The sequence below is a fragment of the Marinicellulosiphila megalodicopiae genome, from assembly GCF_045862395.1.
GTDB lineage: Bacteria > Pseudomonadota > Gammaproteobacteria > Pseudomonadales > Natronospirillaceae > Marinicellulosiphila > Marinicellulosiphila megalodicopiae.
On the sequence record NZ_AP023087.1, the window covers coordinates 2773837 to 2800415 of the forward strand.

25 protein-coding genes are annotated in these 26579 nt (G+C 35.9%); 6 read left to right on the top strand and 19 right to left on the bottom strand.

Annotated elements, in window-relative coordinates; translation table 11 throughout:
• Positions 1-124: 124 nt before the first annotated feature.
• Together TYM08_RS11925 and TYM08_RS11930 are read left to right on the top strand one after the other, a co-directional pair.
• Positions 125-2959: a valine--tRNA ligase gene (locus tag TYM08_RS11925; RefSeq protein ID WP_422379372.1), complete on the top strand. Its 2835-nt coding sequence runs from the start codon at positions 125-127 to the stop codon at positions 2957-2959.
• A 79-nt stretch (positions 2960-3038) separates the two neighbouring features.
• Positions 3039-3428 (top strand): hypothetical protein, encoded by a 390-nt coding sequence (locus TYM08_RS11930; RefSeq protein WP_422379373.1) that lies wholly within the window; start codon positions 3039-3041, stop codon positions 3426-3428.
• A 58-nt stretch (positions 3429-3486) separates the two neighbouring features.
• Here the strand turns inward: TYM08_RS11930 and trxC are convergent, their stop codons facing one another.
• Genes trxC through ybcJ form a run of 3 tightly spaced genes read right to left on the bottom strand, consistent with a single transcriptional unit; the run spans position 3487 to position 5155 of the window.
• Entirely contained in the window at positions 3487-3912 is a 426-nt protein-coding gene (trxC, locus tag TYM08_RS11935; protein ID WP_422379374.1) for a thioredoxin TrxC, read from the bottom strand.
• Positions 3913-3914: 2 nt separating this feature from the next.
• On the bottom strand, positions 3915-4922 hold the full coding sequence (locus TYM08_RS11940) for a nucleoid-associated protein (RefSeq protein WP_422379375.1): 1008 nt from the start codon (positions 4920-4922) through the stop codon (positions 3915-3917).
• 20 nt (positions 4923-4942) lie between these two features.
• The gene (gene ybcJ / locus TYM08_RS11945) at positions 4943-5155 is read right to left on the bottom strand and encodes a ribosome-associated protein YbcJ (RefSeq protein ID WP_422379376.1); all 213 of its coding nucleotides are present in this window, start codon (positions 5153-5155) and stop codon (positions 4943-4945) included.
• 86 nt (positions 5156-5241) lie between these two features.
• Here ybcJ and TYM08_RS11950 point away from each other — a divergent pair, with 86 nt between their 5' ends.
• The gene (locus TYM08_RS11950) at positions 5242-5874 is read left to right on the top strand and encodes a tRNA (adenine(22)-N(1))-methyltransferase TrmK (RefSeq protein ID WP_422379377.1); all 633 of its coding nucleotides are present in this window, start codon (positions 5242-5244) and stop codon (positions 5872-5874) included.
• Here the strand turns inward: TYM08_RS11950 and TYM08_RS11955 are convergent.
• A complete protein-coding gene (locus TYM08_RS11955) occupies positions 5853-6362 on the bottom strand; it encodes an acyl-CoA thioesterase (protein WP_422379378.1) in 510 nt (169 codons plus the stop codon). The two genes, TYM08_RS11950 and TYM08_RS11955, sit on opposite strands and share 22 nt — an antisense overlap.
• A gap of 119 nt (positions 6363-6481) precedes the next feature.
• Between TYM08_RS11955 and TYM08_RS11960 the strand changes: the two genes are divergently transcribed.
• On the top strand, positions 6482-7414 hold the full coding sequence (locus TYM08_RS11960; protein WP_422379379.1) for a hypothetical protein: 933 nt from the start codon (positions 6482-6484) through the stop codon (positions 7412-7414).
• A 64-nt stretch (positions 7415-7478) separates the two neighbouring features.
• On the opposite strand, the gene aspS is transcribed toward TYM08_RS11960, so the two are convergent.
• The 5 genes from aspS to TYM08_RS11985 all read right to left on the bottom strand — a co-directional run bounded on the left by aspS (position 7479) and on the right by TYM08_RS11985 (position 13740).
• The gene (gene aspS / locus TYM08_RS11965; RefSeq protein ID WP_422379380.1) at positions 7479-9251 is read right to left on the bottom strand and encodes an aspartate--tRNA ligase; all 1773 of its coding nucleotides are present in this window, start codon (positions 9249-9251) and stop codon (positions 7479-7481) included.
• A gap of 171 nt (positions 9252-9422) precedes the next feature.
• On the bottom strand, positions 9423-10313 hold the full coding sequence (locus tag TYM08_RS11970) for a hypothetical protein (protein ID WP_422379381.1): 891 nt from the start codon (positions 10311-10313) through the stop codon (positions 9423-9425).
• Between the two features lie 1207 nt (positions 10314-11520).
• Positions 11521-12174 carry an adenylate kinase gene (gene adk / locus TYM08_RS11975; RefSeq protein ID WP_422379382.1) on the bottom strand — a complete coding sequence of 218 codons (654 nt, stop codon included), beginning with the start codon at positions 12172-12174 and terminating at the stop codon, positions 11521-11523.
• Positions 12175-12353: 179 nt separating this feature from the next.
• Complete coding sequence (locus TYM08_RS11980) at positions 12354-13328, bottom strand: CPBP family glutamic-type intramembrane protease (protein WP_422379383.1); 975 nt, start codon at positions 13326-13328, stop codon at positions 12354-12356.
• A gap of 4 nt (positions 13329-13332) precedes the next feature.
• On the bottom strand, positions 13333-13740 hold the full coding sequence (locus TYM08_RS11985) for an FKBP-type peptidyl-prolyl cis-trans isomerase (RefSeq protein ID WP_422379384.1): 408 nt from the start codon (positions 13738-13740) through the stop codon (positions 13333-13335).
• 661 nt (positions 13741-14401) lie between these two features.
• Between TYM08_RS11985 and parC the strand changes: the two genes are divergently transcribed.
• Positions 14402-16636, top strand: coding sequence for a DNA topoisomerase IV subunit A (parC, locus tag TYM08_RS11990; protein WP_422382833.1), 2235 nt, complete (start codon positions 14402-14404; stop codon positions 16634-16636).
• Between the two features lie 218 nt (positions 16637-16854).
• Here the strand turns inward: parC and TYM08_RS11995 are convergent, their stop codons facing one another.
• Both TYM08_RS11995 and TYM08_RS12000 read right to left on the bottom strand, forming a co-directional pair.
• Positions 16855-18951 (bottom strand): TIGR03545 family protein, encoded by a 2097-nt coding sequence (locus tag TYM08_RS11995; protein WP_422379385.1) that lies wholly within the window; start codon positions 18949-18951, stop codon positions 16855-16857.
• A gap of 10 nt (positions 18952-18961) precedes the next feature.
• A complete protein-coding gene (locus TYM08_RS12000) occupies positions 18962-19459 on the bottom strand; it encodes a TIGR03546 family protein (protein WP_422379386.1) in 498 nt (165 codons plus the stop codon).
• Positions 19460-19536: 77 nt separating this feature from the next.
• Here TYM08_RS12000 and TYM08_RS12005 point away from each other — a divergent pair, with 77 nt between their 5' ends.
• A complete protein-coding gene (locus TYM08_RS12005) occupies positions 19537-20487 on the top strand; it encodes an asparaginase domain-containing protein (protein ID WP_422379387.1) in 951 nt (316 codons plus the stop codon).
• Here the strand turns inward: TYM08_RS12005 and TYM08_RS12010 are convergent.
• The 8 genes from TYM08_RS12010 to TYM08_RS12045 all read right to left on the bottom strand — a co-directional run bounded on the left by TYM08_RS12010 (position 20484) and on the right by TYM08_RS12045 (position 26579).
• Positions 20484-21227: an S-methyl-5'-thioinosine phosphorylase gene (locus TYM08_RS12010; protein WP_422379388.1), complete on the bottom strand. Its 744-nt coding sequence runs from the start codon at positions 21225-21227 to the stop codon at positions 20484-20486. The genes TYM08_RS12005 and TYM08_RS12010 overlap by 4 nt on opposite strands.
• Before the next feature lie 17 nt (positions 21228-21244).
• Positions 21245-22264 carry a UDP-N-acetylmuramate dehydrogenase gene (gene murB / locus TYM08_RS12015; protein ID WP_422379389.1) on the bottom strand — a complete coding sequence of 340 codons (1020 nt, stop codon included), beginning with the start codon at positions 22262-22264 and terminating at the stop codon, positions 21245-21247.
• Entirely contained in the window at positions 22257-22730 is a 474-nt protein-coding gene (locus tag TYM08_RS12020; RefSeq protein ID WP_422379390.1) for a low molecular weight protein-tyrosine-phosphatase, read from the bottom strand. Before TYM08_RS12020 ends, murB begins: the two co-directional genes overlap by 8 nt.
• Before the next feature lies 1 nt (position 22731).
• Complete coding sequence (gene kdsB, locus TYM08_RS12025) at positions 22732-23496, bottom strand: 3-deoxy-manno-octulosonate cytidylyltransferase (protein WP_422379391.1); 765 nt, start codon at positions 23494-23496, stop codon at positions 22732-22734.
• Between the two features lie 135 nt (positions 23497-23631).
• Positions 23632-24132, bottom strand: coding sequence for a thiol peroxidase (tpx, locus tag TYM08_RS12030; RefSeq protein WP_422379392.1), 501 nt, complete (start codon positions 24130-24132; stop codon positions 23632-23634).
• A 56-nt stretch (positions 24133-24188) separates the two neighbouring features.
• Positions 24189-25481: a tetratricopeptide repeat protein gene (locus tag TYM08_RS12035; protein ID WP_422379393.1), complete on the bottom strand. Its 1293-nt coding sequence runs from the start codon at positions 25479-25481 to the stop codon at positions 24189-24191.
• Positions 25481-26065 (bottom strand): TonB family protein, encoded by a 585-nt coding sequence (locus tag TYM08_RS12040; protein WP_422379394.1) that lies wholly within the window; start codon positions 26063-26065, stop codon positions 25481-25483. Before TYM08_RS12040 ends, TYM08_RS12035 begins: the two co-directional genes overlap by 1 nt.
• Before the next feature lie 97 nt (positions 26066-26162).
• Positions 26163-26579: an ExbD/TolR family protein gene (locus TYM08_RS12045; protein ID WP_422379395.1), complete on the bottom strand. Its 417-nt coding sequence runs from the start codon at positions 26577-26579 to the stop codon at positions 26163-26165.

Genomic DNA, 26579 nt, shown 5'->3' on the forward strand with positions numbered 1-26579 from the left:
AAAACACAAATCACCTCACTCTAGATAACGGTATAAACAAAAAACTCGCCTTAAGTTTCATCTGAGCCATTAAATCGGTATAATCTCGCCCCATTTTCTACGACAAATTTGAGTAATAAACCCCATGGATAAAACCTACCAGCCCAGCGAAATAGAAACCAAACATTACCAGCAATGGGAAAAAAGCGAGTACTTTAAACCTTCAGGTGAAGGCAAAGGCTACTGCATTATGATTCCACCACCGAATGTCACGGGTTCTTTGCACATGGGCCATGCGTTTCAACAAACGATTATGGATGCGCTAACACGCTACCACCGCATGAAAGGGTTCAATACTTTATGGCAACCGGGTACTGACCACGCGGGTATTGCTACTCAAATGGTAGTTGAGCGCCAATTGGCAGCCGACGGTGTGTCGCGTCACGACTTAGGTCGCGATACGTTCATTGATAAAATTTGGGAATGGAAAGAAAAATCAGGTGGTACGATCACTGAACAACAACGTCGTTTAGGTACGTCTGTTGATTGGTCGCGCGAGCGTTTCACTATGGACCCAGGCATGTCTAAAGCGGTTCAAGAAGTATTTGTTCAGTTGTTTGACGAAGGTTTGATTTACCGCGGTAAACGCCTTGTAAACTGGGATCCAAAATTACACACGGCGATTTCTGACTTAGAAGTAGAAAGCAAAGAAGAAAACGGCTTCATGTGGCACTTTCGTTATCCACTAGCTAACGGCCAAAAAACAGCAGATGGTAAAGATTACGTTATTGTTGCCACGACCCGCCCAGAAACCATGTTAGGCGATACTTGTATTGCGGTTAACCCTGAAGATGAGCGTTACACAGATTTAGTTGGCAAAACCATTACATTGCCATTAGTGGGTCGCGAGATTCCAATTGTTGCGGATGACTACGTAGAAAAAGACTTCGGAACCGGCGTTGTAAAAATCACCCCTGCTCACGATTTTAACGATTACGAAGTAGGCAAACGTCACGGTGTATTATTGGTTAATATTTTTGATCGTAACGCAGCCGTATTAAAAACAGCCGAAGCGTATAATTATCAAGGTAAAGTCGTTGAAGATTTTGACGGAAGTTTACCTTCGCAATATGCAGGCTTAGATCGTTTTGAAGCACGTAAAAAAATCGTTGCTGAATTTGAAGAGATGGGTCTACTTGAAAAAATCGACGACCATAAATTAATGACACCAAAAGGTGATCGTTCGGGTGTGGTAATCGAGCCTTGGTTAACCGACCAATGGTATGTAGATGCAAAATCATTAGCAGGTCCTGCTATTGAAGCGGTTGAAAATGGCGACATTGAATTTGTGCCTAAGCAATGGGAAAACACCTACTTCTCATGGATGCGTGACATTCAAGATTGGTGTATTTCTCGACAACTCTGGTGGGGACATCAAATTCCAGCTTGGTATGACGATGAAGGCAAAGTTTACGTTGGCCGAAACGAAGCCGACGTTCGCTCACAAAACAACTTAGACGCGTCGGTTAATTTACGCCAAGACGCCGATGTATTAGACACATGGTTCTCCTCTGCACTTTGGACATTCTCTACGTTAGGCTGGCCTGAAGAAACCGATGAGCTAAAAATGTACAACCCGACTGACGTATTGGTAACGGGTTTTGACATCATCTTTTTCTGGGTAGCCAGAATGATCATGATGACACTTAAATTTAGAAAACAAGTGCCATTCAAAAAAGTCTACATTACCGGATTGATTCGTGATGAGACCGGGCAGAAAATGTCCAAGTCAAAAGGCAACGTGATTGACCCGATTGATTTGATCGACGGCATCAAACTTGAAGATTTATTAGTGAAGCGTACGGGTGGCATGATGCAACCTAAGCTTGCGGCTAAGATCGAAAAACAAACGAAAAAAGCCTACCCAGATGGCATTGAGCCACATGGTACCGATGCCCTTCGTTTCACGTTAACGTCTCTTGCTTCTAACGGCCGTGACATTAAGTTTGATATGCAACGTTTAGAAGGCTACCGTAATTTCTGTAATAAATTATGGAATGCTACGCGTTATGTATTAATGAATACTGAAGGTGAAGATTGTGGCCAACAAGGCGGTGAACTAGAACTGACATTAGCCGATCGTTGGATTACCTCTGCATTACAAGATTTAAAAGCAGAAGTCGCCAAACAGATTGAGCAATATCGTTTTGATTTAGCCTCTCAAGCCATTTACGATTTTGTTTGGAATGAATATTGTTCTTGGTACTTAGAATTATCTAAACCAGCATTATTGTCTGATCAATCATCAGACGCATTAAAGCGCGGTACGCGTTACACATTAGTGAACGTATTAGAAAATCTAATGCGCGTGATTCACCCAATCATGCCGTTCATCACCGAAGAAATTTGGCAAACACTGAAACCGTTAACCGGTCAAACCGGTGACAGCATCATGTTAGAGCCCTTCCCAGTATTTGACGAAACGCAAAAAGATACGCAAGCGCAGTCTGATTTAGAATGGTTAAAATCAGTGACTATTGCCGTGCGAAATATTCGTGGTGAGATGGACATTTCTCCTAAGAAAGCATTAACGGTTATTTTACAAAATACATCTGAGTCAGAATTAACCTGTTTGAACAACAATGAAAGTTTCTTGAAAACATTAGCAAACATTGAAGACATTCAAATTTTGGGTAAAGACGAAGAAACACCATTAAGTGCAACCGCGCTAATTGGTCAATTAAAAGTGTCTGTACCTATGGCAGGTTTAATTGATGTGGCTGCTGAACAAGCACGCTTGCAAAAAGAAGTGACTAAAATCACCAAAGAAATGCAACGTATTGAAGGCAAACTGAACAACCAAAAATTCATGGCAAATGCGCCTGAAGACGTGGTGACTAAAGAGCGTGAAAAAGCATCGGGTTTCCAACAAAAATTAGACGGTATTAATTCTCAAATCGAGAAATTAGCGCAAATCTAAACAGGTATAACTATTAAAAAAGGCTCTTAATTAGAGCCTTTTTTATACCTCTTCTAATATTATTTAGAGTATCAAATAAATGAAACTGAATTTTTTAATTGAATGCGACGATTTTGAAGATTATTTTAAAATGCACCAAAAAGCATTAAACAAAATTAATGATTGGTTAGAATCAAGTAATGAAAACGAAAACGTCTCATTGGTAGATTTACGACTACCTGCAGTTGCCAACATAGATGATTACGACCCGTTTAACCCACCTAAATGGCAGATTGGTCTTAGTATTCAAACTAAAAAAGTAAAAGCACTCAAACTGCCTATTAATTTTTTAAATGGATTATGTAAAGACTTAAAAGTGGACATCAGTGTCAACAAAGTGATTGATGAGCAGAATAAAACCATCAGTTATTTTGGCACCCACGATGGACGTGGTGATATTTTTGAGATTTGGCAGTTGGCGGATTATTGATAAAAAAAACCCTAATTATTATTAGGGTTTTTTATTTATTGAAGTAACACAAGAGGATTTATTTAAGCACCGAACTCAACCAATCCATCAATTGCGATTCACTCATCGCACCTGCTTGTCTTGCTATTTCTTTACCGCCTTTAAACACAGCCAATGTCGGAATACTTCTAATATTGTATTGCTGACCTAGTTGCGGATTTAAATCGGTTTCTACTTTTGCTACGCGCAATTGTGTGTCTACTTTACTTGCTACGCCGTCTAAAATCGGCGCCATCATTTTACAAGGGCCACACCATTCTGCCCAAAAATCAACCAAGATCGGTAATTCGCTATTTAATATATGTTTAGCAAATGTTGCGTCAGACAGATTGATGGGTTTTGCAGTAAACAGTTTTTGTTTACATGCGCCACAGTTTGGATTTTCTTGTAATCGCTCTTGAGGAACATTATTGGCACGATGGCAACTTGGGCAAACGATTTTCATGATTACTCGGCCTTATCTAAATACTGTTTGATTTGTTTTTGTAATGATTGCGGCAACTCATTAATGGTCAAACTTTGGTTTTGCTCATCGTATTGAATGTCTTGACCAAAACGATCGGAATCAAAACTGATGCTCATTTTTTTGTCACGACCAAAAAAGCGCACGTAACGTTTTAAGCTGGCTCTGTGTGGCACGATATGATCTTGAGGTTTTTGTTGCTGTCTTGCGACAAACGCAGAAAAATCTTCGCTTGGTTCAAAAGGTAATTCTTTAAGCTGCGCGCCAATTTCTTTAATTGAAATTTCTTCACCTAGACTGTCTTGCTCCATACAATAATCCACGACGGTATTACGGTATTCGCTTACTTCGTCTTTTGGCATTTCTTTAGAGAAACTGTCGACAATTTTTAAAAACTCTTCGGTTTGCGCTTTAACATCAATGCCTTCGACAAAACCGGTGAAGTTCATAAACGCTTCTGACAATTCTTTATTACCGCGCGTATTCAAAACAGACATGTATTTTGTGTCGTTTTTAGCAAATAATTCTAAATCTATTTTCAAGCCAAAGGGTAATTTTGAAAAATCGATCACTTCTATAGATTGCACATTTAATTGTTCGTCAAAGTATTCAACGCTTTTGTTAGCCAAAAACAATAAATACAGATTTTCTTGGTCTTCAAGAATTTCGTGAGTTAATAACAATTTAAATTCAAAGCTGTCTTGGGTATCTTCAAAAAACGTTTTGAGCATACTGCCAATTTCAGTGTTAACGTCATCCAATGAAATTTGCTTGCCATTAAATCGATTAATTAATTGGGCAAACACATGATCTTCTGCGGCAAAATGACCATAGGTTTTGCTGCTGCGTTTTAAATAACTTAATTTAAACGTATTAAATAATTCATTAATAGAATCATTTGAGGTGTCTTGTACAAACGCCTCACCCAATTTTAATGTGCCTGCACTTTCTTCACGAGAAAATTCAGTTAGTACTGCATGCTCAATTGTCATTTAATAACCTTATTCTAGATTTATTCGCTTATTGTTACGCTTTGCCCTTGAAACTCAACGACCTGTCCTACGTAAAGTTTACATGTTTTACGTAATTCCACTTTACCATCGACCATTACTTGACCTGCAGCAATCGCCAATTTAGCCTGACCGCCACTTTCGCTTAACCCTTCTACTTTTAAAAGATCATTTAACGCGATATAAGGGTGCCCTTCTAGGGAAAAAATTTGCATAATACTCATCAATATTTATTTAAGAACGGTAATTTTAACCAATAATGAAACTTTCTGCGCGCCTAAATCACCTATTTGAACATATTATGCAATTTCACCAACTATCGCCTTATGACGATTTTTGGGATTTATGTTGTGACCATGGTTTTTTAGGGATGACATTGTTTAAAAATACGCAAAATAGCCAGATTCATTTGGTTGACCAAGTGCCTAAGATTGTTGAAATTTTAAAACAAAAGTACGAAAAATTTAATGATGGCCGAGCCTTATTTAAGACGCAAAATGCAACACAAATCATTTTAAACACAAATAAGCGTCACCTAATTGTGATTGCCGGGGTCGGAGGTGAAACCGCAATAGAAATACTAGAAAGCATCATAAATAAAAACCCTAAAGCCAATATGGATTTTGCAATTAGTCCTAACTCACATATTTTTCAACTTAGATGTTTTTTACAAAAACATTTTACGTTATTACATGAGGACTTAATTAGAGATGGGAATCGATTTCATGAACATATTTTTGTGCGATTTACGTTTAATCAATCTAAACGTATATCATTAACAGGACAAGGATTTTGGCAAAATTCCCCTTACGCCAAAGTGTATCAGGCTAAATTGATTAAACATTATCGATTAATCAATTCACACAATACCAATAACGACAAATATAAGATGAGTAAACAAGCTTTAGAATATTATTCAAACTTAGCTTTGTGATTATCTTTTAATTCTTTTTGCCTGTCGTTATATTCTTTGCGTAATTCTTTACGCATTTTACCTAGCTCATATCGAGATTTTGCTTTTGGATCGGTTAAATCAAGTTGTTCAACCTTTACTGATTTACCGTGTTTGTTCACCGCTACCATGGTGAAATAACATGAGTTGGTATGACGAATTTCACGTGTATGAATATCTTCTGCTTCGACTCGAATTCCAACTTCCATCGAACTATTACCTACATAATTCACACGAGATTTAAATGTCACCAATTCACCTACATAAATAGGCTGTAAAAAGAATACTTGGTCAACAGATAACGTCACAACATACGCACCTGAATATCGACTGGCGCAAGCATACGCCACTTGGTCTAATAATTTTAGTAATGCACCACCATGCACTTTGCCTGAGAAATTTGCCATATCAGGTGTCATTAAAGTGGTCATAGAGATGGGTTCGTTATTATTTGCAATTCTAACTGGCATCGTTACACCTTTTTATAATTTATTTGAGAGTTATTATCAGTTTAGAGGATAAATTCAATGACATTATCTATTTTCATAGTAATATCGCCGAAGATTTTTATTACTTAAACGGAGAATATATGAATTTTTTAAAATCTACACTTTGTGCCACGCTAACTGCCTCAATAGCACTGAGTGCTCAAGCGGACCAAATGGGCGCAGAATATACGTCAGATAAGACTCAATTTGAAGGGTACAGCATTGAATTAATTAATAATTGTGGTGTGGATGTCCCAAACATTTCTGCAAATGCTTATACAATCATGCAAGGTGAAACCAACACGTTGCGTGGATGGAGCCATATTCGTAAAGCATCCGACAGCGGTGAATTTGCCAATGTAAAACTAGAAGACAGCGATTACGAAATTTCAAAAAAACAATACTTAGAAAATGACAGCTGTAACGATGTAAAAACACACAATGCTGTTTTACTTAAAAAACATTCTGATTGGGATCACCAACACGCAAATGGGTTTGAGCCAAAATTTTTCGATAAACGCTTAGCATTAGGCAACATCGATAAAATCATACTGGATATTAAAATCAATAAAGTGGGATCATCGATTCCAACGGTTAAAGAATTAACGGATGCCTATAGCGAATACTTATCCAAAGAACAAATCGCCACTTTAGACAAAGGTAAAGTCAATTTAAGTGTCGCGATTTTTGAAGCAACTGCATTAAATCAATCCATGGCATCACTAAACGGTGAAACATTTGTAGAAATTGACCAAGACAAATATTTCGACAAATGGATTCGTGTCACCATTGATGCAGCTAAAATGAATTACTACACTGAATTAAGCTACACACCTACTGATGCTGATCCTGCTGATTATTCAGATTTAGCTATAAAAGGTCTACGCTTGAACCCTGAAAACAATACAGGCGATGTATTACGTAACTTTATTACTGACGCATGGACTAAACAGCATCCAGAATTATTTAAAGAGATTTCAATCAGCATTAAGAAAATTGAAATTTTAGTAAAAGATAATGCGGTAACTTATTAATATTTATTAAGCTGTAAGCAAAAAAAACGCGACTTAATAGTCGCGTTTTTTTTGGATCGCAAATTTAAGCTTCTATGATTGGCTTACGAATACGAATAGATAACTCTTTTAATTGCTCTTCTGAAACGACGCCAGGAGCTTGTGTCATAACACATGCAGCTGTTTGTGTTTTAGGGAAGGCAATCACTTCTCTGATGGATTCAGACTTAGTCATCAACATCACAATACGATCTAAACCAAATGCTAAACCGCCGTGTGGTGGCGCACCGAATTGAAGGGCATCTAATAAGAAACCAAACTTCTCTTCTTGCTCTTCTTTTGAAATACCCAATACTTCAAATACTGTTTCTTGCATTTTAGGATCATGGATACGCACAGAACCACCGCCTAACTCACAACCGTTTAATACTAAGTCATAAGCGCGAGACAATGCCGTTAATGGGCTTGCTTCTAGCTCTTCTGGTGAACAACTAGGTGCTGTAAACGGATGATGAATCGCCGTAATACCACCTGATTTTGTTTCTTCGAACATTGGGAAATCCACAACCCAAAGTGGTGACCACTCGCTTGTATACAGATCTAAATCTGCACCAATCTTACAACGCAACGCACCTAATGCTTCATTAACAACCACTTCAGAATCAGCACCAAAGAAAATAATATCACCAGTTTGCGCGCCGACTTTTTCCATTAATGCCTTACGAGCATCCATAGATAAGTTTTTAACGATTGGGGATTGAAGCCCTTCTTCTAAATCAGTGACATCGTTTACTTTGATGTAAGCTAAACCACGTGCGCCATAAATGCTTACGTATTTAGTGTAACCATCAATAATTTTACGAGAAGTTGAAGCGCCACCTGGAACTTTTAATGCAGCAACACGACCTTTAGGATCGTTTGCAGGACCAGAGAATACTTTGAAATCGACATCTTTCATGATGTCAGAAACCGTTACTAATTCTAACGGAATACGAAGGTCTGGTTTATCAGAACCAAAACGCTCAGCGGCTTCTGCATAAGTCATGTGAGGAATTTTATCAAACTCAACACCCAACACTTCTTTAAACAAATGACAGAACATTTCTTCTGTTAAATCCATGATCTGCTCTTCAGTCATGAATGACATTTCCATATCAATCTGAGTGAACTCAGGCTGACGATCGGCACGCAAATCTTCATCACGAAAACATTTTGCAATTTGATAATAACGATCAAAACCGGACACCATTAACAATTGTTTAAACAACTGTGGCGATTGCGGTAATGCGAAGAAAGACCCTTCATGGGTTCTTGATGGTACTAAATAATCACGTGCGCCTTCAGGAGTTGCACGAGTCAAAATAGGCGTTTCGATATCTAGGAAATCACGATCTTCTAGAAAACGACGAATCGCACCTGTAATTTTTGAGCGCAATACCATTTTGCTTTGCATTTCAGGACGACGTAAATCTAAGAAACGGTATTTTAAACGAACATCCTCACCTACTGGTGAATAATCGTCTAATGGAAAAGCTGGGGTTTTTGATTCGTTTAAGACATTAATCTCTTTACCAAGAATTTCAATCTCACCTGTAGACATATCTTTGTTTACAGCGCCTTCAGGACGAGCTCTTACCAAACCTGTAATTTGTACAACGTATTCACTACGAACACGATCAGCGGTAGCAAATGCTTCTGCTAAATCCGGATCAAATACTACTTGTACACGACCTTTACGATCACGTACGTCTAAAAAGATAACACCACCGTGATCACGACGACGATGAACCCAACCGCAAAATGTAACGGTTTGACCTTCTAAAGATTTGTTTAACTCACCACAGTACTGGGTTCTCATATCACGGGACTCCATATTAAAATACGTAAAAAATAAAGAGCGAGATTATACCGATAAATCCTTTTTGAAACACCTTTAATCCAAATTAGTTATCAACTTTTGAATACAAAACCTTCAGCCAAAAAAAAACCCATCAAAAGATGGGTTTTTATCGATTATTAATACACTTTATTAAACAGCTGGAGTTTCTACTGCAGGTGTTTCAACTTTTTTAGCTACCGTTTTTTTAGCTGCTTTTTTAGCTGCTTTTTTAACTGCTGGCTTAGCTGCTTTTTTAGCAACTGGCTTAGCTGCTTTTTTAGCAACTGGCTTAGCTACTGCTTTTTTAGCAACTGGCTTAGCTACTGCTTTTTTAGCAGATTTCTTTTTAACAGTTGCTTTTTTTGCTGCTTTTTTAGCCGCTGCTGCTGCTTTTTTAGCTGCTGCTTTAGCTTTTTGAGCTTCTTTTTTCAAGATTAATTGTGCACTTGCTTTAACTTTCGCTGCAGACAATTTCGCTTTTTTATTAGCTTTACGCGCAAAAGCTGCAACTTTTGTCGCATTTGCTTTAGCAATGGCTGCTTTTTGTTTTTTCTCAAACGCTGCAACTGAAGATGCTAATGCAGCTTCGGCTTTTTCATCTAATTTTGCCTTAAAAGAAGCAGCAGCTTCGGCAGCTTTAACGATTTCGTTTTCAGCTGAAGCAATTTTATCTGCTACTTTTGCTTCTAATGCCAATTTAGCAACAACTTCTTTTGCTGCACGTAATTCTTCTTTTTTAGCAGCAAATGCTACTTTAGCACCGGATGCTGATTTCTTAGCGGCTGCTGTTTTAGTTTTAGCAGCTTTTGCAGTTGCTGCCTCTGCTTTAACTTTTGCTTTTTCAACAGCAGCTAAAATAGTTGCTACTTTCTTTTGTGCTGCGATTAATGCTTTTGACTCAGTCGCTACTACAGCTTTTTTAACTGGTGCTTTTTTCGCTGCTACTTTTTTTACAGCTGCTTTTTTAGCAGGTGCTTTTTTTGCTACTGACTTTTTAGCAACTGCTTTTTTAGCAACTGCAGTGGTTTTTTTTGCTGGCATGATATTGTCTCATTTATTTATTATTAAAGTTGATTAAAAAGAACGATTCAATTTATCTTAAAAAGCAAAATAATCAAACTATTCTTTTATAAAGTAATCTTGCTAAAAATAGCATATTTTTTGGACAAAGAAAATTTTATGCGTATTTTTTTTAGTTTTTTTTAACTTTATTTAACTATATTTCAATTTTTAGAAGTTAGTCATACATTTTTTGCATTTAATTGATTATTTTCACCCAAAAAAAACCAAGTGGTTTTTATTAAAATTTAAGCCATTCACAACTTAAAATGAATTAACTCATGGATTTTTAATAATTACCGGCCTTTATTCGTTAGTTTAAAATCCAATTTATTTAAAAAAAACACAAGCTAGAAAATCTTGAAGATGAGCATTTCTAAAATAACCTTACCTATAAATTTTTAAATCATCACAAAAAACAAAATAGCCAAACCAAAATAAGAGCTTCGTCAATCCAATTCATTTAATAACCACTAAAGTTCAAAGCCATAAAAAGCTAAATATTTTATGGATATCCTTAAACGATTAAGGACCGAACTCTACCTACTTTTATCATTTTAGTTATTAAAAATTTCAACAAAGCCTTAGAACCAATTCTTAATATCTAAACGCACTCCATTAATTGATTCCTTTTAATTTTGAGTATTCCAGATATTCTAACTATTAATATCAATAGATAATATGGATATATTCATACTTAATGAAATTTTCTTTATCAATATGCAGCTCAAAGTACAATCAAGTAATTCCAGATTAAACAATCCATCGGCATATGATGGACAAAGTGAAAATTTACATATCCAATGAACTCAAGTAATAGAATTGCATCAGCAAATAGACTAACAAGTCATATACCACTTGTAACTGACACAAATATCAGTATTTGAGTTATGTAGAAGTAAAAAAAGTATGATTGACTTACATGCTTCCAAACCTCACTCTACAAACTACAAACTACAAACCACAAACCACAAACCACAAACCACAAACCACAAACCACAAACCACAAACCACAAACCACAAACCATAAACCATAAACCATAAACCACAATTTAATTTATTCTTATATGTCATTTGGACAAATTCTTTGTAATTTATGCTCCCCTTAAAAGCTTTGCCCCATAAAAAAAGCTTCTTTCGAAGCTTTTTTATGAATTTAAATGTTTGCTTAAAAATCAATAGTTAGACTTTAAGACAAACTGGCAAAAATCTTTTGTTTAATATCGTCAACTGAGCCCACACCTTCAATATAATTATATGCAGGAGCATTTTGAGCGTCTTCTTGCATCCAACCTTTGTAATAATTTACCAAAGGCTCAGTTTGAGAATGATAAATATCCAAACGTTTACGAACAATATCTTCGCTATCGTCTTCACGCTGAATTAATGTATCACCGGTTTGATCATCTTTACCTTCTACTTTTGGTGGATTATATACCAAATGATAAGTACGCCCCGAATCTGGGTGAACACGACGACCGCTCATACGTGTGATAATTTCAGAATCCGCCACATCAATATCTACAACATGATCAATTTCAATTGAACCATCTCGTAAAGCTTGTGCTTGTGGAATAGTACGAGGAAAACCATCAAATAAGAATCCGTTTTTGCAATCGTCTTCTAAAATTCTTTCTTTTACTAAAGCAATGATCGTTTCATCTGAAACCAAACCACCTGAACTCATTACTTCTTTAACTTTTAAACCTAAAGCAGAACCTGCTGCTACTGCTGAACGTAACATGTCGCCAGTAGAAATTTGTGGGATAGAAAAACGTTCACAAATATACTGAGCTTGCGTGCCTTTACCAGCACCTGGCGCACCTAATAATATAACTTTCATAACGACCTCTTGTTCAAATATTGAACATTGATTTCTTAAAAAACGGCATACCTTACTATTGAAGTGCAAAAATCTCAAGCTTTGCGAATTTTACGATCCTATATTTAGATTAAAACAAACATTTGAAATGCCACTTAATAAAGAATCCTTTTTATACAATTTTCATTAATCATTGGTTTTCATTCTAAAAGCCGAATAAACACAAATATTTCCATCAATAAGGCAATTCCCATATGAATAGCAATACCTCCATAAATATTTTTACCTTTAAAAGCTAACACTCCTAATACAAACCCGCCAAAAAACGAACTGATTAATTCATTAAGTGGTTTACCAAAATGCAGCAAACAATAAACACAAATCATTGGGTAAACTGCATATTTCCCTAAAAATCGAAACATCGTAAAAATCAAAACACCTCGATAAATAACTTCAACCACAATAAATGCACTCATATAGAGTACTTCATATATAGCTAATGTGGCATATTGAGAAATCCCTAATTGCTGAGCTACTTCTATATAGTGTGTTTTTTTGACTTCAGGGTAATACTGTAAAAAAGAATCCTGTGCGGATGCAAAAAAGATAACAATAGACATCAAACCTAACATCCAAATATAAGGTTTGAAATCGACTCCCTGTTTTCTCAAACCATAAAAATTAGTTAAATACCGTTTATCGTATAAGAAATAAAATACAATCAATGGGACGAATATTACAACTAAACTATCAACGTAATTAATTAATCGTGATAAGTAATGAAATACATCCCCCTGTAATTGAAAATTCCTAACAAACCCTTTTAAATAAGAGCAACGGTAAATAGCAATAAAGACAAAAATGCCGATACTTATTAACCAAAATTGACGCTCTTTTAAGAAAGCCTTATGTTCTGTAAATTTATGTACGCTTAAGCAACATAATATGTAGGCACTGAAGTCAATGGCAAAAAAACTCACAGCCTTCATAGGCGACCAATAATAATGCCTAATTATATAATCATATAAACCAAACACTTCGTTTATCAGCACAAAGGTGGATGTGATAAATATAATAGACACATATAATTTCAAGTTGAATGTTTCTTTTATAAAAGCCCAAACCCCAATAATGACTTCTAATAATGATGTATAACTTTTAAAAACATTCAACATTTAATTAACCTTCTTTTGAAATCAGTTCAACTTGAAAGCGCAAATCTAATCCCACTAAAGGATGATTTGCATCAACAATCACACCTTTATCATCAATATGGACTACTTTCACCACTTGAGCGTCCTTCCCTTCACCAGTTTGAAACATCATACCAACATTTAAATTTTCAACTTGATCAAACATCGTTAATGGAAATCTTGTCACCAAATCTTCTTTTAATGGACCATATGCTTTTTCACATGGCACCAACACCTCAAACTTATCACCTGCATTATGAGCAATTAATGCCTCTTCTAATCCTTGTACTATTTTACCACTTCCTTTTTGCAAACAAAGTGGCTCACCACCTTGAGAGGTATCCACTACTTCGCCTTCTGAGTTTTGTAACCAATAATGAAATGTAAATTGCATGTATCTGCCTTAATTAAAAAAACGAGATAGTAACAGAGGCGAAGGTGATATTAAATCACTTCGAAACAACGGATTTAAAAAGCCAGCAGAGTCACCTGCTTTAAATAAAAGATGCAGTGTTTAAATAATGCATGTTATTGAAAAGTTAAATCAGCAGGTTAACACTATAAAACGTCCAATTCGTTATGACTTCAGACCAATCAGCATATTCTTTTAAAGCTTGTTTTAAAAAATTCGGATAAATTCCCTCCAATAATTTGCGTCTTAAATAAGAGTATTTGCCTAACCCTGTGTGAATTTTAATAAAATTTGCAATTATTTCAAAACTATCATTTCAACTAAGTTGAGCCAATAAGCTTGAATATTATAGTTAGGTTTCCCCATTGGAACGCTAAGGTAATAAATGCAATTAAACATGATTCTTGATTGAATCATAAATCTATTTAATAGACCTTTTAAAACAATATTGAACCTTTATTAATAATGTTACTAACTTTTATCAAAACAACATTATTTAATTATATTTTCTCATTTGAATCACACAAAGCAAAACGTACATTTTATTGAGTCAATAAAAACGCAATTACCTCTTCTCTTGCCAATAATCAAATAAATTGAGACACTTCATCTTTGATTTTTACACAGTTGCATGTATATGACTATGTTAGACACACAAGAGACCCAGTCATTTGGGGAGTTCACCGAAAAAGCTTATTTAGATTATTCAATGTACGTAATTTTAGACCGTGCATTACCGCATATTGGGGATGGATTAAAACCCGTACAGCGTCGCATCGTGTATGCGATGAGTGAATTAAATTTAAAATCGACAGCCAAATATAAAAAATCTGCCCGTACCATTGGTGATGTTTTAGGTAAATTTCATCCTCACGGAGACAGTGCCTGTTACGAAGCGATGGTATTAATGGCACAACCATTCTCATATCGTTATCCGTTAGTAGAAGGTCAAGGAAACTGGGGTAGCCCAGATGATCCTAAATCATTTGCCGCTATGCGTTATACCGAAGCACGTTTGTCTAAATTTGCAGATTGTTTATTAAGCGAATTAGGCCAAGGTACGGTTAATTGGCAGCCAAATTTTGATGGCACAATGGACGAGCCGATCACATTACCTGCACGTGTCCCAAATATTTTATTAAACGGCACAACCGGTATTGCCGTGGGTATGGCAACGGATATTCCGCCCCACAACCTTCGTGAATTAGTCGCGGGCTGTATTCATTTATTAGATGATCCTGAAGCGTCGATCAGAAGCATAATGACACACATTAAAGGGCCAGATTACCCAACTAATGCCGAAATCATTACGCCAAAACAAGACATTCAAAAAATGTACGAAACCGGTAAAGGCAGCATTAGAATGCGTGCTATTTACAATAAAGAAGACGGCGACATTGTGATTACACAATTACCGCACCAGGTTTCGGGCGCTAAAATATTAGAACAAATCGCCGCACAAATGCAGGCTAAAAAACTTCCAATGGTTACTGACTTGCGTGATGAGTCGGACCATGAAAACCCAACACGCTTAGTGATTGAGCCTCGCTCAAACCGTGTTGATGTTGAATCGATCATGAATCATTTATTTGCAACGACGGATTTAGAAAAATCCTATCGTGTGAATTTAAACATGATTGGTGTCGATGGCCGACCAAAAGTGAAAAACCTCACCACGATTTTAAGCGAATGGTTAGCATTTCGAAAAGACACCGTTACTCGTCGTTTAAATTACCGTCTTGAAAAAGTGAATGCCCGATTGCATATTTTAGATGCGTTATTAATCGCGTTTTTAAATATCGACGAAGTCATAGAAATCATTCGAACTTTTGACAAACCAAAACTAGAATTAATTTCTAGATTTGGCATTTCTGAAATTCAAGCTGAAGCGATTTTAGATTTAAAACTAAGAAGCTTAGCAAAATTAGAAGAAATCAAAATTCGTGGCGAACAAGACGAGCTACAACAAGAACGAGAAAAATTAGAAAAAATTCTAGGCTCCCCTGCTCGTATGCGCACATTAATTAAAAAAGAATTATTAGCCGACGCTCAAACCTATGGTGATGATCGTCGTTCACCAATTGTTGAGCGCGCCGAAGCCGTTGCAATGAGCGAGACAGACATATTACCAAGTGAACCTGTCACGGTTGTTTTGTCACAAAAAGGTTGGATTCGTGCTGCCAAAGGCCATGATGTTGACGCCGAAAATTTAAGCTATAAAACCGGTGATGAATTTGGATTTAGTAGCAAAGGCAAAACCAATCAAAACGCCATCATTTTAGATAGCACAGGCAGAAGTTACGCATTACCTGCTCACACACTTGCATCAGCACGCGGACAGGGCGAACCCATTTCATCCAAACTGACCTTACCGCCAACAGCGCAAATGGCAGGATTATTAATGGGAACCGATGATGAGTTATATTTATTAAGTAATGATGCCGGTTACGGTTTTGTTGTAAAAATAAGTGATTTAATCAGTAAAAATAAATCGGGTAAAGCCACCATCAATTTGCCAACTAATGCAAATATTTTAACTCCAAGCAAAGTTAAACAACTTGAAACAGATTTAATTGCAGCGGTCACAAACGAAGGAAGGTTACTTGTTTTCCCTGTACGTGACTTACCAATATTAGGCAAAGGTAAAGGCAACAAGATCATCAACATTCCATCTGCAAGGGCGCTTAACCACGAAGAGTTTATGGTCAGCTCAATTGTGATTGGCGTGGATGATCAACTGGTTTTATTAGCAGGTAAACGTAAGCTGAAACTAAAAGGTGCGGATTTAGAGCATTACTTTGGTGAACGTGGCAGACGCGGTAACAAACTGCCTCGCGGATTACAAAAAGTCGATGGCATGGTGATTGATGAAAAATAATTGCATTGTTTAATATGATTGAATTAATAACCACGACTTAATTTCTAGGTTGTGGTTTTTTTTGGCTTTGATTTAGCTTTGCTTTTTAAGTGGTTAATAATCGTGTTTAGTAATTTTGATATTAATCGATTTTCAAAATAAATCCCGAACCTACAAATCACACCCATAAAAATGCCCAGCTAAACTGGGCATTGTTTAAACAAGATTAACTTTAAAAATTAGAAGAATTTCTTAAGTTTATCCGCTGCTTCTTTTTTAGCTTTATCTTCCGCCGCTTTTTTCTCAGCATCAGCTATCGCTTGTAAACGTTTTTTCTCAGCTTCTGCTTCGGCTTTTAACTTATCAGTTTCTGCCTGAATACGTTTTTTCTCGGCTTCGGCTTCATCCAATAAACGTTGTTTTTCAGCTTCGGCCTCTGCTTTTACTTTATCCGCCTGTGCTTGAATACGTTGTTTTTCAGCTTCCGCTTCGGCTTTAAGCTTGTCAGCTTTCTCTTGAGCTAACGCTTCAAGGCGTTTTTTCTCAGCTTCTAACTCTGCTTTTTTAGCATCTAATAAGGCTTTTGCTTCATCTTCTAAAGAAGACAATTTATCTTTGCCTTTTTGCTCGGCTTCATCAAGCTTAGTTTGCACTTCTTCGTTAAACTGATCTTGTTTACGCTCAAACTCTTTTTCTTGATCTTTTAACTTAGATTGAAGCTCAACGGCAGGTTGTTTAATTTCATTAATTTTTTCAGTCACGGCTAATTGAATTTTATTAGTTACTTCATCTTTCTTTTGATTAATTAATAATTTAATTTGCTCGCCCACTTTACCATCTAAATCAGATGACACTTCAATTTTTAAGTCTTTCAATTTACCTGAAATCTTAATTTGAATATCAAAGTTTTGAATATTGCCTAAAGCTGAGCGTAATTGTGTCGCCATGGTGCCATCGCCTAACACTTCAAAGGATGTTTGATCAAAACCCCATTTAATTGAACCGTCTAATACACCTTTAGTTAATACAAGTTTACCTTTAATGCTGCCTTTTGATGGAGACAGGTTAAGCGCCATGCTGTCTTGTTTAAATAATTGACGACCATCAAATTCAATACCTGAAATATCTAATTCTAAAAAATCGTGGTTTTTATCAATTCGATCGGAATAACCCTTCACTACAAACTTTTCATTTTTAGACAATACCGTTTTAGATAATGAAAACGGTGTGATTTTATTCATGGCCGTTTGATCATTAGTAATGTGGTTCGCTTTTAATTCGTAAGCCTGTCCTTTTAATTCTAATTGCATTAATAAATTAGCTAATAAAAACTCAGGTAATGGCTGGTCTGATTTAAAGTCTACATAACGACCTAATAGTCTTTGTTTCTCTGCTTCTTTTTCAGCGTCGTCTGATCCACCTAAATAAGGAGAAATTTTGTCATACCAAACAATCGCTTGATCTAAATACCCACTGTATTGATCGCCAAATAAACTTTGGGTTAAATTAACCAGCCCGCCAGAATCTAAGCTGTATTTTTCTTTTAGGCCGTTTAAGTCATCAACAGACTGTTGTTTTAAATCGGCTAACCCCTGTTTGATTTCTGCTTGGCTATTTTCAATTAACTTACGTTGATCAATGAATGCTTTTTTATATAAACCTGCTTGTAAGCTGATGTCTTTTAATTCATTAGCTTGGGTTTTTAATTTATCTAATGAGTCAATTTTAGTATTTAACACCAGATCTAAACGTTTGGATAATGTTTCAATTTGTTTGTCAGTCGGTAAGTTTTTAAAACCTTCATCCACTTGTTTTATGCGATCTTTAATTAATTGTTCTAGTGCTTTTGCTTGCTCAATACTTTTGATGTCTTCATTGGCCAAAATTTCACTGGCACTTGGCAAATTAGATTTCACTTTATCAATTGCGCTTGGGCCTGTGTCTTCTTCAGTGTCTTTCTTTTCAATTTTAATGGCTTTAGCGGGTTTGCTACGAATTTGATTTAAAGCTGCACCACTGACTTCAATAGTGTCGATGATGGTTTTGCCTTGAAACCATTTTAACCAATCTACTTTAATAGATGCGCTTTGAAATTGGATGGCGTTTTCAGTCAGTTTGTCGGGATTGGCAATTTCTAATTGTTCGATATTTAAAGCAAACGGAGAGAATTGAATATCAACTTTGTCGATATCCACTTGAGCGCCAGCGGCACTTTGTAACGAGGATTCTAATCCTGATTTAACAGCAGAATCTGCAAAGAAATACCCGCCTGCAAATACAGCGGCGCTGATCACAACAAACGCAATAAAACCGGGTAAACGAAATATTTTTAACATGTCTTGTTCCTTACCTTATTAACCAGTTTAATTTATTGCTGGCCTTTAATAATTGTACGATGTGTAATTTGTTAATACGCGTTAATAAATGAACGCGATAACGAACAATCAATATTTTTGAAATAAACAACACAGGCACAAAACACACAAAACTGACCACCATAGCACCCATCACTAATGTATGGTTAAAATGGAATAATCGTAAAAAATCTGAATTAAACGCAGAATCAAACATTCCGGTTAATGAGGCTTGCATTAATACTGACTCACCCACTTTAATTAATAATGGATCAATACTGAATGCTAATGTTTTAAAAAACGCACAACCTAATAAAAACATAGCCAGATTTATTCGAAAACTTAACAAACAAAACAGCACTATTATTGATAAAAAAGTGAAAAATGGTAGAAACGAAAATACCATGGCAAAACTCACTGCAAAGGCAAGTTGGTACGGATTAGAGTCATTACTGATTGATTTCAGTAAAGATGCGATCATTTTAAGCATAAAGCCCCCTTAAATGTTTTGACAAAGGATACTGTAATAGAATATTTTCACAACTTAATTTTAATGATCCAGCCCTTATGAAACCAATACTCATTATCAATTTAGGCGGCACGATTTGCATGTCACCTTCTGCATCGGGACTAGTCCCTGATCAATCCGTATTACCTAGGTTTCTAGATGAATATCATTCCAAAGTAGAATATGAGTTTGAGCAACCATTTGAGCTAATAGATTCAAGCCAAGCAAGTTATAAACAATGGTTTGAAGTCGCATCATATATTCAATCTAAAATTAATGATCATCCAGAGAAATACTGTGGTGTATTAATTACCCATGGCACAGACACCATGGCGTATTTTGCAAGTGCTCTGCGTTTTTATTTCAAAATGCTTTCAGTACCTATGATTGTCACTGGTTCTCAAATTCCTCTGACTCAAACAAACTCCGATGCGATCCAGAACATTAATTTTTCCCTTAAGTCGTTACAGCAAGATACTATTAAGAAAATGGGCGTTGCTTTAGCGTTTAATAATCAATTATTAATGGCTGAAAAAGTAAGCAAAGTGGACACATTATCTTTAAATGGATTCACGCAAAATACACATCACGAAATAAGCTTGAATACACAGTTAGACTTAAACTGTGTATTACGAGAGTTTAACGAAGTAGACATTCAATTAATTTGGATTCATCCTGGATTAACAAAAAACACCTTCCCTAAAGTAAATACTAACACTGTTTATATTTTAAAAAGTTACGGCTCAGGCACGCTACCCAAAAGCCATTATTTGATCGATTTTTTAGAATCGGCTCAGAAACACAAAGCAAGCGTGATCAATCACTCTCAATGTTTTTATGCAAATGTGGACATGGATATTTACGAGGCGGGAAATTGGCTTAAAGAATTTGGGGTGATTGGGACTAAAAACATGTCCCTAGAGGCGTTAATTGCAAAAATTCAATGTCTAGATGTTAACAACTCTTTTGAAAAAGAATTATTAACACCTTTGCATTATGAACTGGCTTAGTCTTGATAAAAGGCAATAGCGGTTTGCTCTAATATGCCACAGACCGTTTGCATGCCGTCGTTAAGTACTTGATAGATTTGCTCCATGGTAATTAATTCAGCGGACTTTCCAGCAGCTGGATTCACAATTAAAGAAAGACAGGCATAGTTAAGATCAATTTCTCGAGCAAGTGCTGCCTCTGGCATACCTGTCATACCAACAATGTCACAGCCGTCTTTTTCTAGCTTGTTGATTTCAGAAATCGATTCTAAACGCGGCCCTTGAGTCGCACCATATACTGAAAAATCTAATACATTATTTGAATGATCTAACATTAGCTGTCGTAAAGATTGCGTATACGGATACGTAAAATCAATGTGCTTTAATGGATATGTCTCATCAGTACCATCAAAAAACGTATGTTCGCGCCCATAGGTATAATCAATAATTTGATCAGGTACGCATAACACACCTGCTTGCATTTTTTTTGTAATGCCACCTACTGCATTTACCGCAATAATATCTGTGACATTCAATTGTTTTAACGCCCAAATATTTGCACGATAATTCACTTTATGTGGCGCTAATTTATGGGGATGCCCATGTCTGGCTAAAAAGACAATATCGTTATTTTGTAATTTTCCTGTTTGAACATGAGCGATACCAAACGGTGTGTCTACTTGCTCAGATTGAACATTGGTTAATTGATTAAGCTGGGTTAATCCTGTGCCACCGATAATGGCTAGTTTTTTAGTACTCATCTTTTTTACTCTTAATGTTAACCCAGTAATTGAGGTTCAATTTCTAAATCGATATCAAAGTGCGCTTTTACACTTTGTTTTATTTCCAATGCTTTTTCTAAAATGTTATCTCTTGGTTTTTTTTGTGTGTTAATCAACACCAAGGCCTGATTATGATAACAACCCACACCCGCTGAATTAATTTTTCCTTTAAATCCTAATTGATCAATTAACCAACCTGCTGGTATTTTTATTTGATCTTCAAAATAGAAAAACACAATTTCAGGATGTTTGGTTTGAATTTGGATAAATTCATTTTTTGAAATAATAGGGTTTTTAAAAAAACTGCCTGCATTTGGGGTTTGCTCAGGTTTTGGTAATTTTGACCAGCGTACTTCACCTATTTGCTCGATCCACTGTTGTGGTGACCCAATCGTTTTAGGTAAGCCTGCGTAACTTTGATCGGGTTTAAATTCACCGCTTAATTTAAAGGCGACACTCACAATGATCACATCTTTTAACGTTCCTTTTTTAAAGATACTGTCTCGATACCTAAATTCACAGTCAGCTGCTTGAATTTTAAAAATTTCACTATTACTTGGGTCAAAATATTCAACATATTCAATTAATTGTGACACCTCAACCCCATACGCGCCTATATTTTGTACAGGAGACGCGCCAACACTGCCAGGAATAAAACTTAAATTTTCTAATCCGTGTAAGTGTTGTTTACTTAATTCTACAACGGTTTTGTGCCAGTTTTCACCTGATTGCACCACAACAAGACTATGGGTTTCATCTATTTTTGAAACTTGGATACCTTTAAGTTTAATATTTAGCACCAACCCATTTATTTGGCTGGCTAATAATAAATTACTGCCCTCGCCAATCACAAACCTTGCTAGTTTTTCTTGTCGCGCCCATTGTATTGCTTGAGTCAATTGATCCAGACGTGTGATTGATGCAAAAAATGTTGCAGTACTTGGGCACGCCATTGTACTTAAATTTTGCAGATCAAAATTTTGCTGAATAAAACTCGGCATGTGTATATCAGTCATTTTGTTTTTCAAATCCCATTTGCTTAATCCAATATAACGTTGCTTGTTCACATAAATCTAAAACCGTTTCAAATCCATCTGATTGCCCATAATAAGGATCGGGCATTTCGTTTGTGTCACAATCAACGGGTTGCAAAAATAAATGCAGCTTTGCCTTTGCCCCTTCAGGTTGAATCGACTTTAATTCATTATAGTTTTGTTGATCCATGGCAAAAATTAGATCAAATTCATAAAAATCATCACTAATTGCCTGTCTTGCTCGTAAATTCGACAGGTCGATATTTCTTTTTTTGGCAGCACTTATTGAGCGTTTGTCCGGTGCTTTACCAATATGATAAGCCGCGGTTCCTGCGCTGTCGCAGTCAATAGGTAATCGGTTTTGTTTGATGGTTTTTTCAAACACACCCTGGGCTGTTGGCGAGCGACATATATTACCAAGACAGACAAATAATACTTTTTTATTCATATTAATCGCCTTTTTCATTTTTTAAATAATCTAACGCCCATTTAACATCATCAGGAGTATCAATACCCGGCATGGATGCTTTTTTGGCAAGATCAATAGCGATACCGATTTGGTTGTCTAAAAATCGTAGCTGCTCTAAGCTTTCTGTTTTTTCATGGTTTGATTGATTAAAACTAACAAAAAGATCCAGCGCTTGTTTACGATATGCATAAATACCAATGTGGCGTTTTGCGCCCATCGCAGGCAATGATTGCACCCCATTTAAAAAAGCATCTCGATCAAAAGGAATACAAGCACGAGAAAAATATTGCGCTTGATTATGTTCACACACGACTTTTACAACATTTGGATTTAAAAAATCTTCTAATTTGACAATATTTTCATACAAAGTTGCCATGCCGCACTCGGGTAAATTTTGTAATAGTTGTGCCACCTGAGAAATATTTTCTTTTGCAATAAAAGGCTCATCGCCCTGCACATTCACTAAAATATGATTGTCATCCAAACCTATTAATTGCGCACATTCTTGCAAACGATCGGTACCACTTACATGCTGGTCACTTGTCATAATCACATGATCACAAAACCCAGTAGCATGATCAAAAATTCGCTGATCGTCAGTTGCAATAACCACTTGCAACGCACCAACTTGTTTGCATTGAGTATAAACACGCTCAAGCATGGTTTTGCCATTTAATAAAACAAGTGGCTTTCCAGGAAATCGGGTGGATGCGTAACGAGCAGGGATAACAATTGAGAAATTCATGATAAACACAACAATAAAAAGAATTTCAGCATTTTATCAGGGAAACACAGAGAAACAAACTAGACGAATTTTTTAAATCAACAGAAACAAAAAAGGCTGCAAATGCAGCCTTTTTTTATTAATAATTAAATATAATTATTTTAATGAAGCTAATGCCGCTTCGTAATTTGGCTCTTCTGTGATTTCGCCCACTAATTCAGCGTGAACAATTTTAGAATCTTTATCTAAAACAACAACAGCACGAGCACTGATATTTGCTAAAGCGCCTTCAGCGATTTTAACACCAAATGCTTCAAGCACTTCGTTGTTACGAAAAGTTGAACCTGTTTTAACTGCTTCAATGCCTTCAGCTGCACAAAAACGACCTGCTGCGAAAGGTAAATCTTGTGAAATACCAATAATCACAGTGTCAGCAACGCTTGCTGCTGCTTCGTTAAATTTACGCATACCCATTGCACAAACACCAGTATCAACACTTGGGAAAAAACTTAATACCACGTTTTTACCCACTAATGATGCTTTAGTGATATCAGCTAAATCGCCGCCTACCACTGTAAAATCTGGAGATGTTTGACCAACTTGAACAAACTGACCGGTTAATTGAACTGGAGCTTGCTGGAATGTAACTGTAGACATAAGTGTCGCCTTATTTATTAATGTTTTTTGCGGAAAATAGCAAATTGAATTACTACCTATTTATTGGTAGCGATTATACTTAAATACTCTAACCATTCAATTGCTTGATTTTTTGATTTTTCAAATTTTGTTGCCTGTTCGTAGGCAGTCATCGCTTTTAAAGTATTATCCAATTGCACGTAAACATATCCAAGTAACAAATAATATTCACCAGATTGATTTTCAGTTACCTTATTCAAATTTTCAAGCGCATTTTGAAAATCGAGTTTCTCTATATATAACTGTGCAATTACTTGAGCATATTTAGGATTTTTCAAAACATTAAACGCTTTTTTATAAGACGCAATGGCTTGTTCAAACTCTAATGCTTCATTCCAAGCTCTCGCAAGTAATTCATAATCTTGTTCTAATAACGTTTTTGAATCAGATTGCTTATAAAACTGATCCAGTACTTTTGCAGCTTTTAATGGGTAATTCAATCGTAACAACAATTGCGCTAACAAAATCACGTCTTCTTTTTCAGTAAGCAAGGACTGTTTATATGCCATTTCCCATGCAGACAATGCTTGTTTACTATTATCTTGCCACTCATAAATACCGGCAAGTTGACGATAGTATTGTAGTTTATCAGCAGACATAGAAATTAGCAGAGTCAATATAGCCTCGCATTTTTTAAAGTTTTCTAAATTATAATTAACACTCAACCATTGTACATACCATGATTCAATTACGGGTTCTTTATTTTTTATGGCTTGTTTTATGGCTTTTTGGTAATAGGTTTCTGCAATATTGAGTTGTTCATCCAATTGATAAAATTGAGCCAATTGCATAATTTTCTTGCTGTCTATTTCTTTATTGGCATATTGTTGTTCACTCATCCATTTTTGAAACCATATTACGGCTTGTTTATAATTTTCAAGCTGTCCATTTAACAGCGCAATATTTAATAAAATATTTCTCTGCTCTGCATCGGTTAACGCATTTAATTGAACGACGGTTTCAAATAACTCAATAGCCTGAAGATAGGCCTGCTGATCGTCCTTTAATAAAATGATATGAGCTGCAGTTTGTATGATTACTGCTTTTTCATATGGGGATTTCACTTGATACAATGTTCGATTTAAGCTATTCAATGCAGCTTGATTATAACCATCATTTACCATTAATTGTGCTTCATTTAACTTTTTAACGGTTAATGGAGACAGCTGAGTGGTTTTAATTTTTGATGCTTCATATAAAGATTCTTTAATCTCAAAATTTTGAGAGAAAGCAAAGGAGGTTAATACAAGAGTTATTAACAAGCTGATAAACAACACATTCATACCATTATTTAAATTGGACAATCTCATTATTGTTCACCAAATAAAAACAGCTGAGTAACCCGTTCTTGTAACACTTCACCAGATTCAATAACAGGTTGATATTTAGTTTGGTTGACCGCTTTTAATACTGATCGATCAAATATGCCTTCAGGTATGGATTCAATGATTTGAATATTTTTAGCTCTCCCATTGGTATCAATAATAAAATCCACTTGTACTTTCCCCGTTATATTTCTTTTTAATGCGGACATCGGGTAAACAGGAGTGACAGGTACAATGACCTGGGCTGAGCGAGAAAAAGAAGGTGTTTGACCTAAATTTGCAGGTGCAGCATTAATAGGATTGATCGCTAAATCGCCTGTTTGTAATCCATTAATTAAAGGATCTGCAAAATCAAACAAATTATCCATTTCCATTTTTGGTGTAGGGGCTTGTTGAGGTTGCGTTATTTTAGGTGGCGTTGGTTGATTAATTGGTGGATCTTCTGGAGGCGGCTCTTTCAGTTTTTTCTTTTCTTCAATCACAGGCTCTATTAAATCCACTGTAGCTAAACTAAGGGTATTTCTTTTTTGTTCGCCTTCATGGATCTTAGGTATAACTAATATAGCCATTAACCACACCAAAAGTACAGTGGCTAAAAATGCACCAATTAATGCCACAAAAGACGAATGAACAGACAGGTTTAAATTCATAATATTTAACTGTCCATTATTTAGGCTTAACCGAGGCAATTGAAATATTTTCAACACCAGCTAATTTAATTTGATCCATGACCTGAATAAACAATCCAAGTCTTGCTTGAGTATCCCCTTGTATTACCACAGAAGCCCCTTTTGTTTCTAAAACTGCTCGCTCAACTTTAGATTTCAAATTCCCAATAGGTACTTGCTGTTTATCTATCCATACTAGAGAATTTTCGTCAATTGCCACTAAAATAATATTTTGATCTATTACTTGCGTAGAAGAAGCCACAGGTCGATTTACATCAATGCCAGTTTCTTTAATAAACGAAGTGGACACAATAAAAAAGATCAACATAATAAAAACAACATCAAGCATAGGTGTCATGTCAATTTGTGCATCTTCATTTTGATTGAAAATATGTTTTGAGAATTTTCCAGCCAT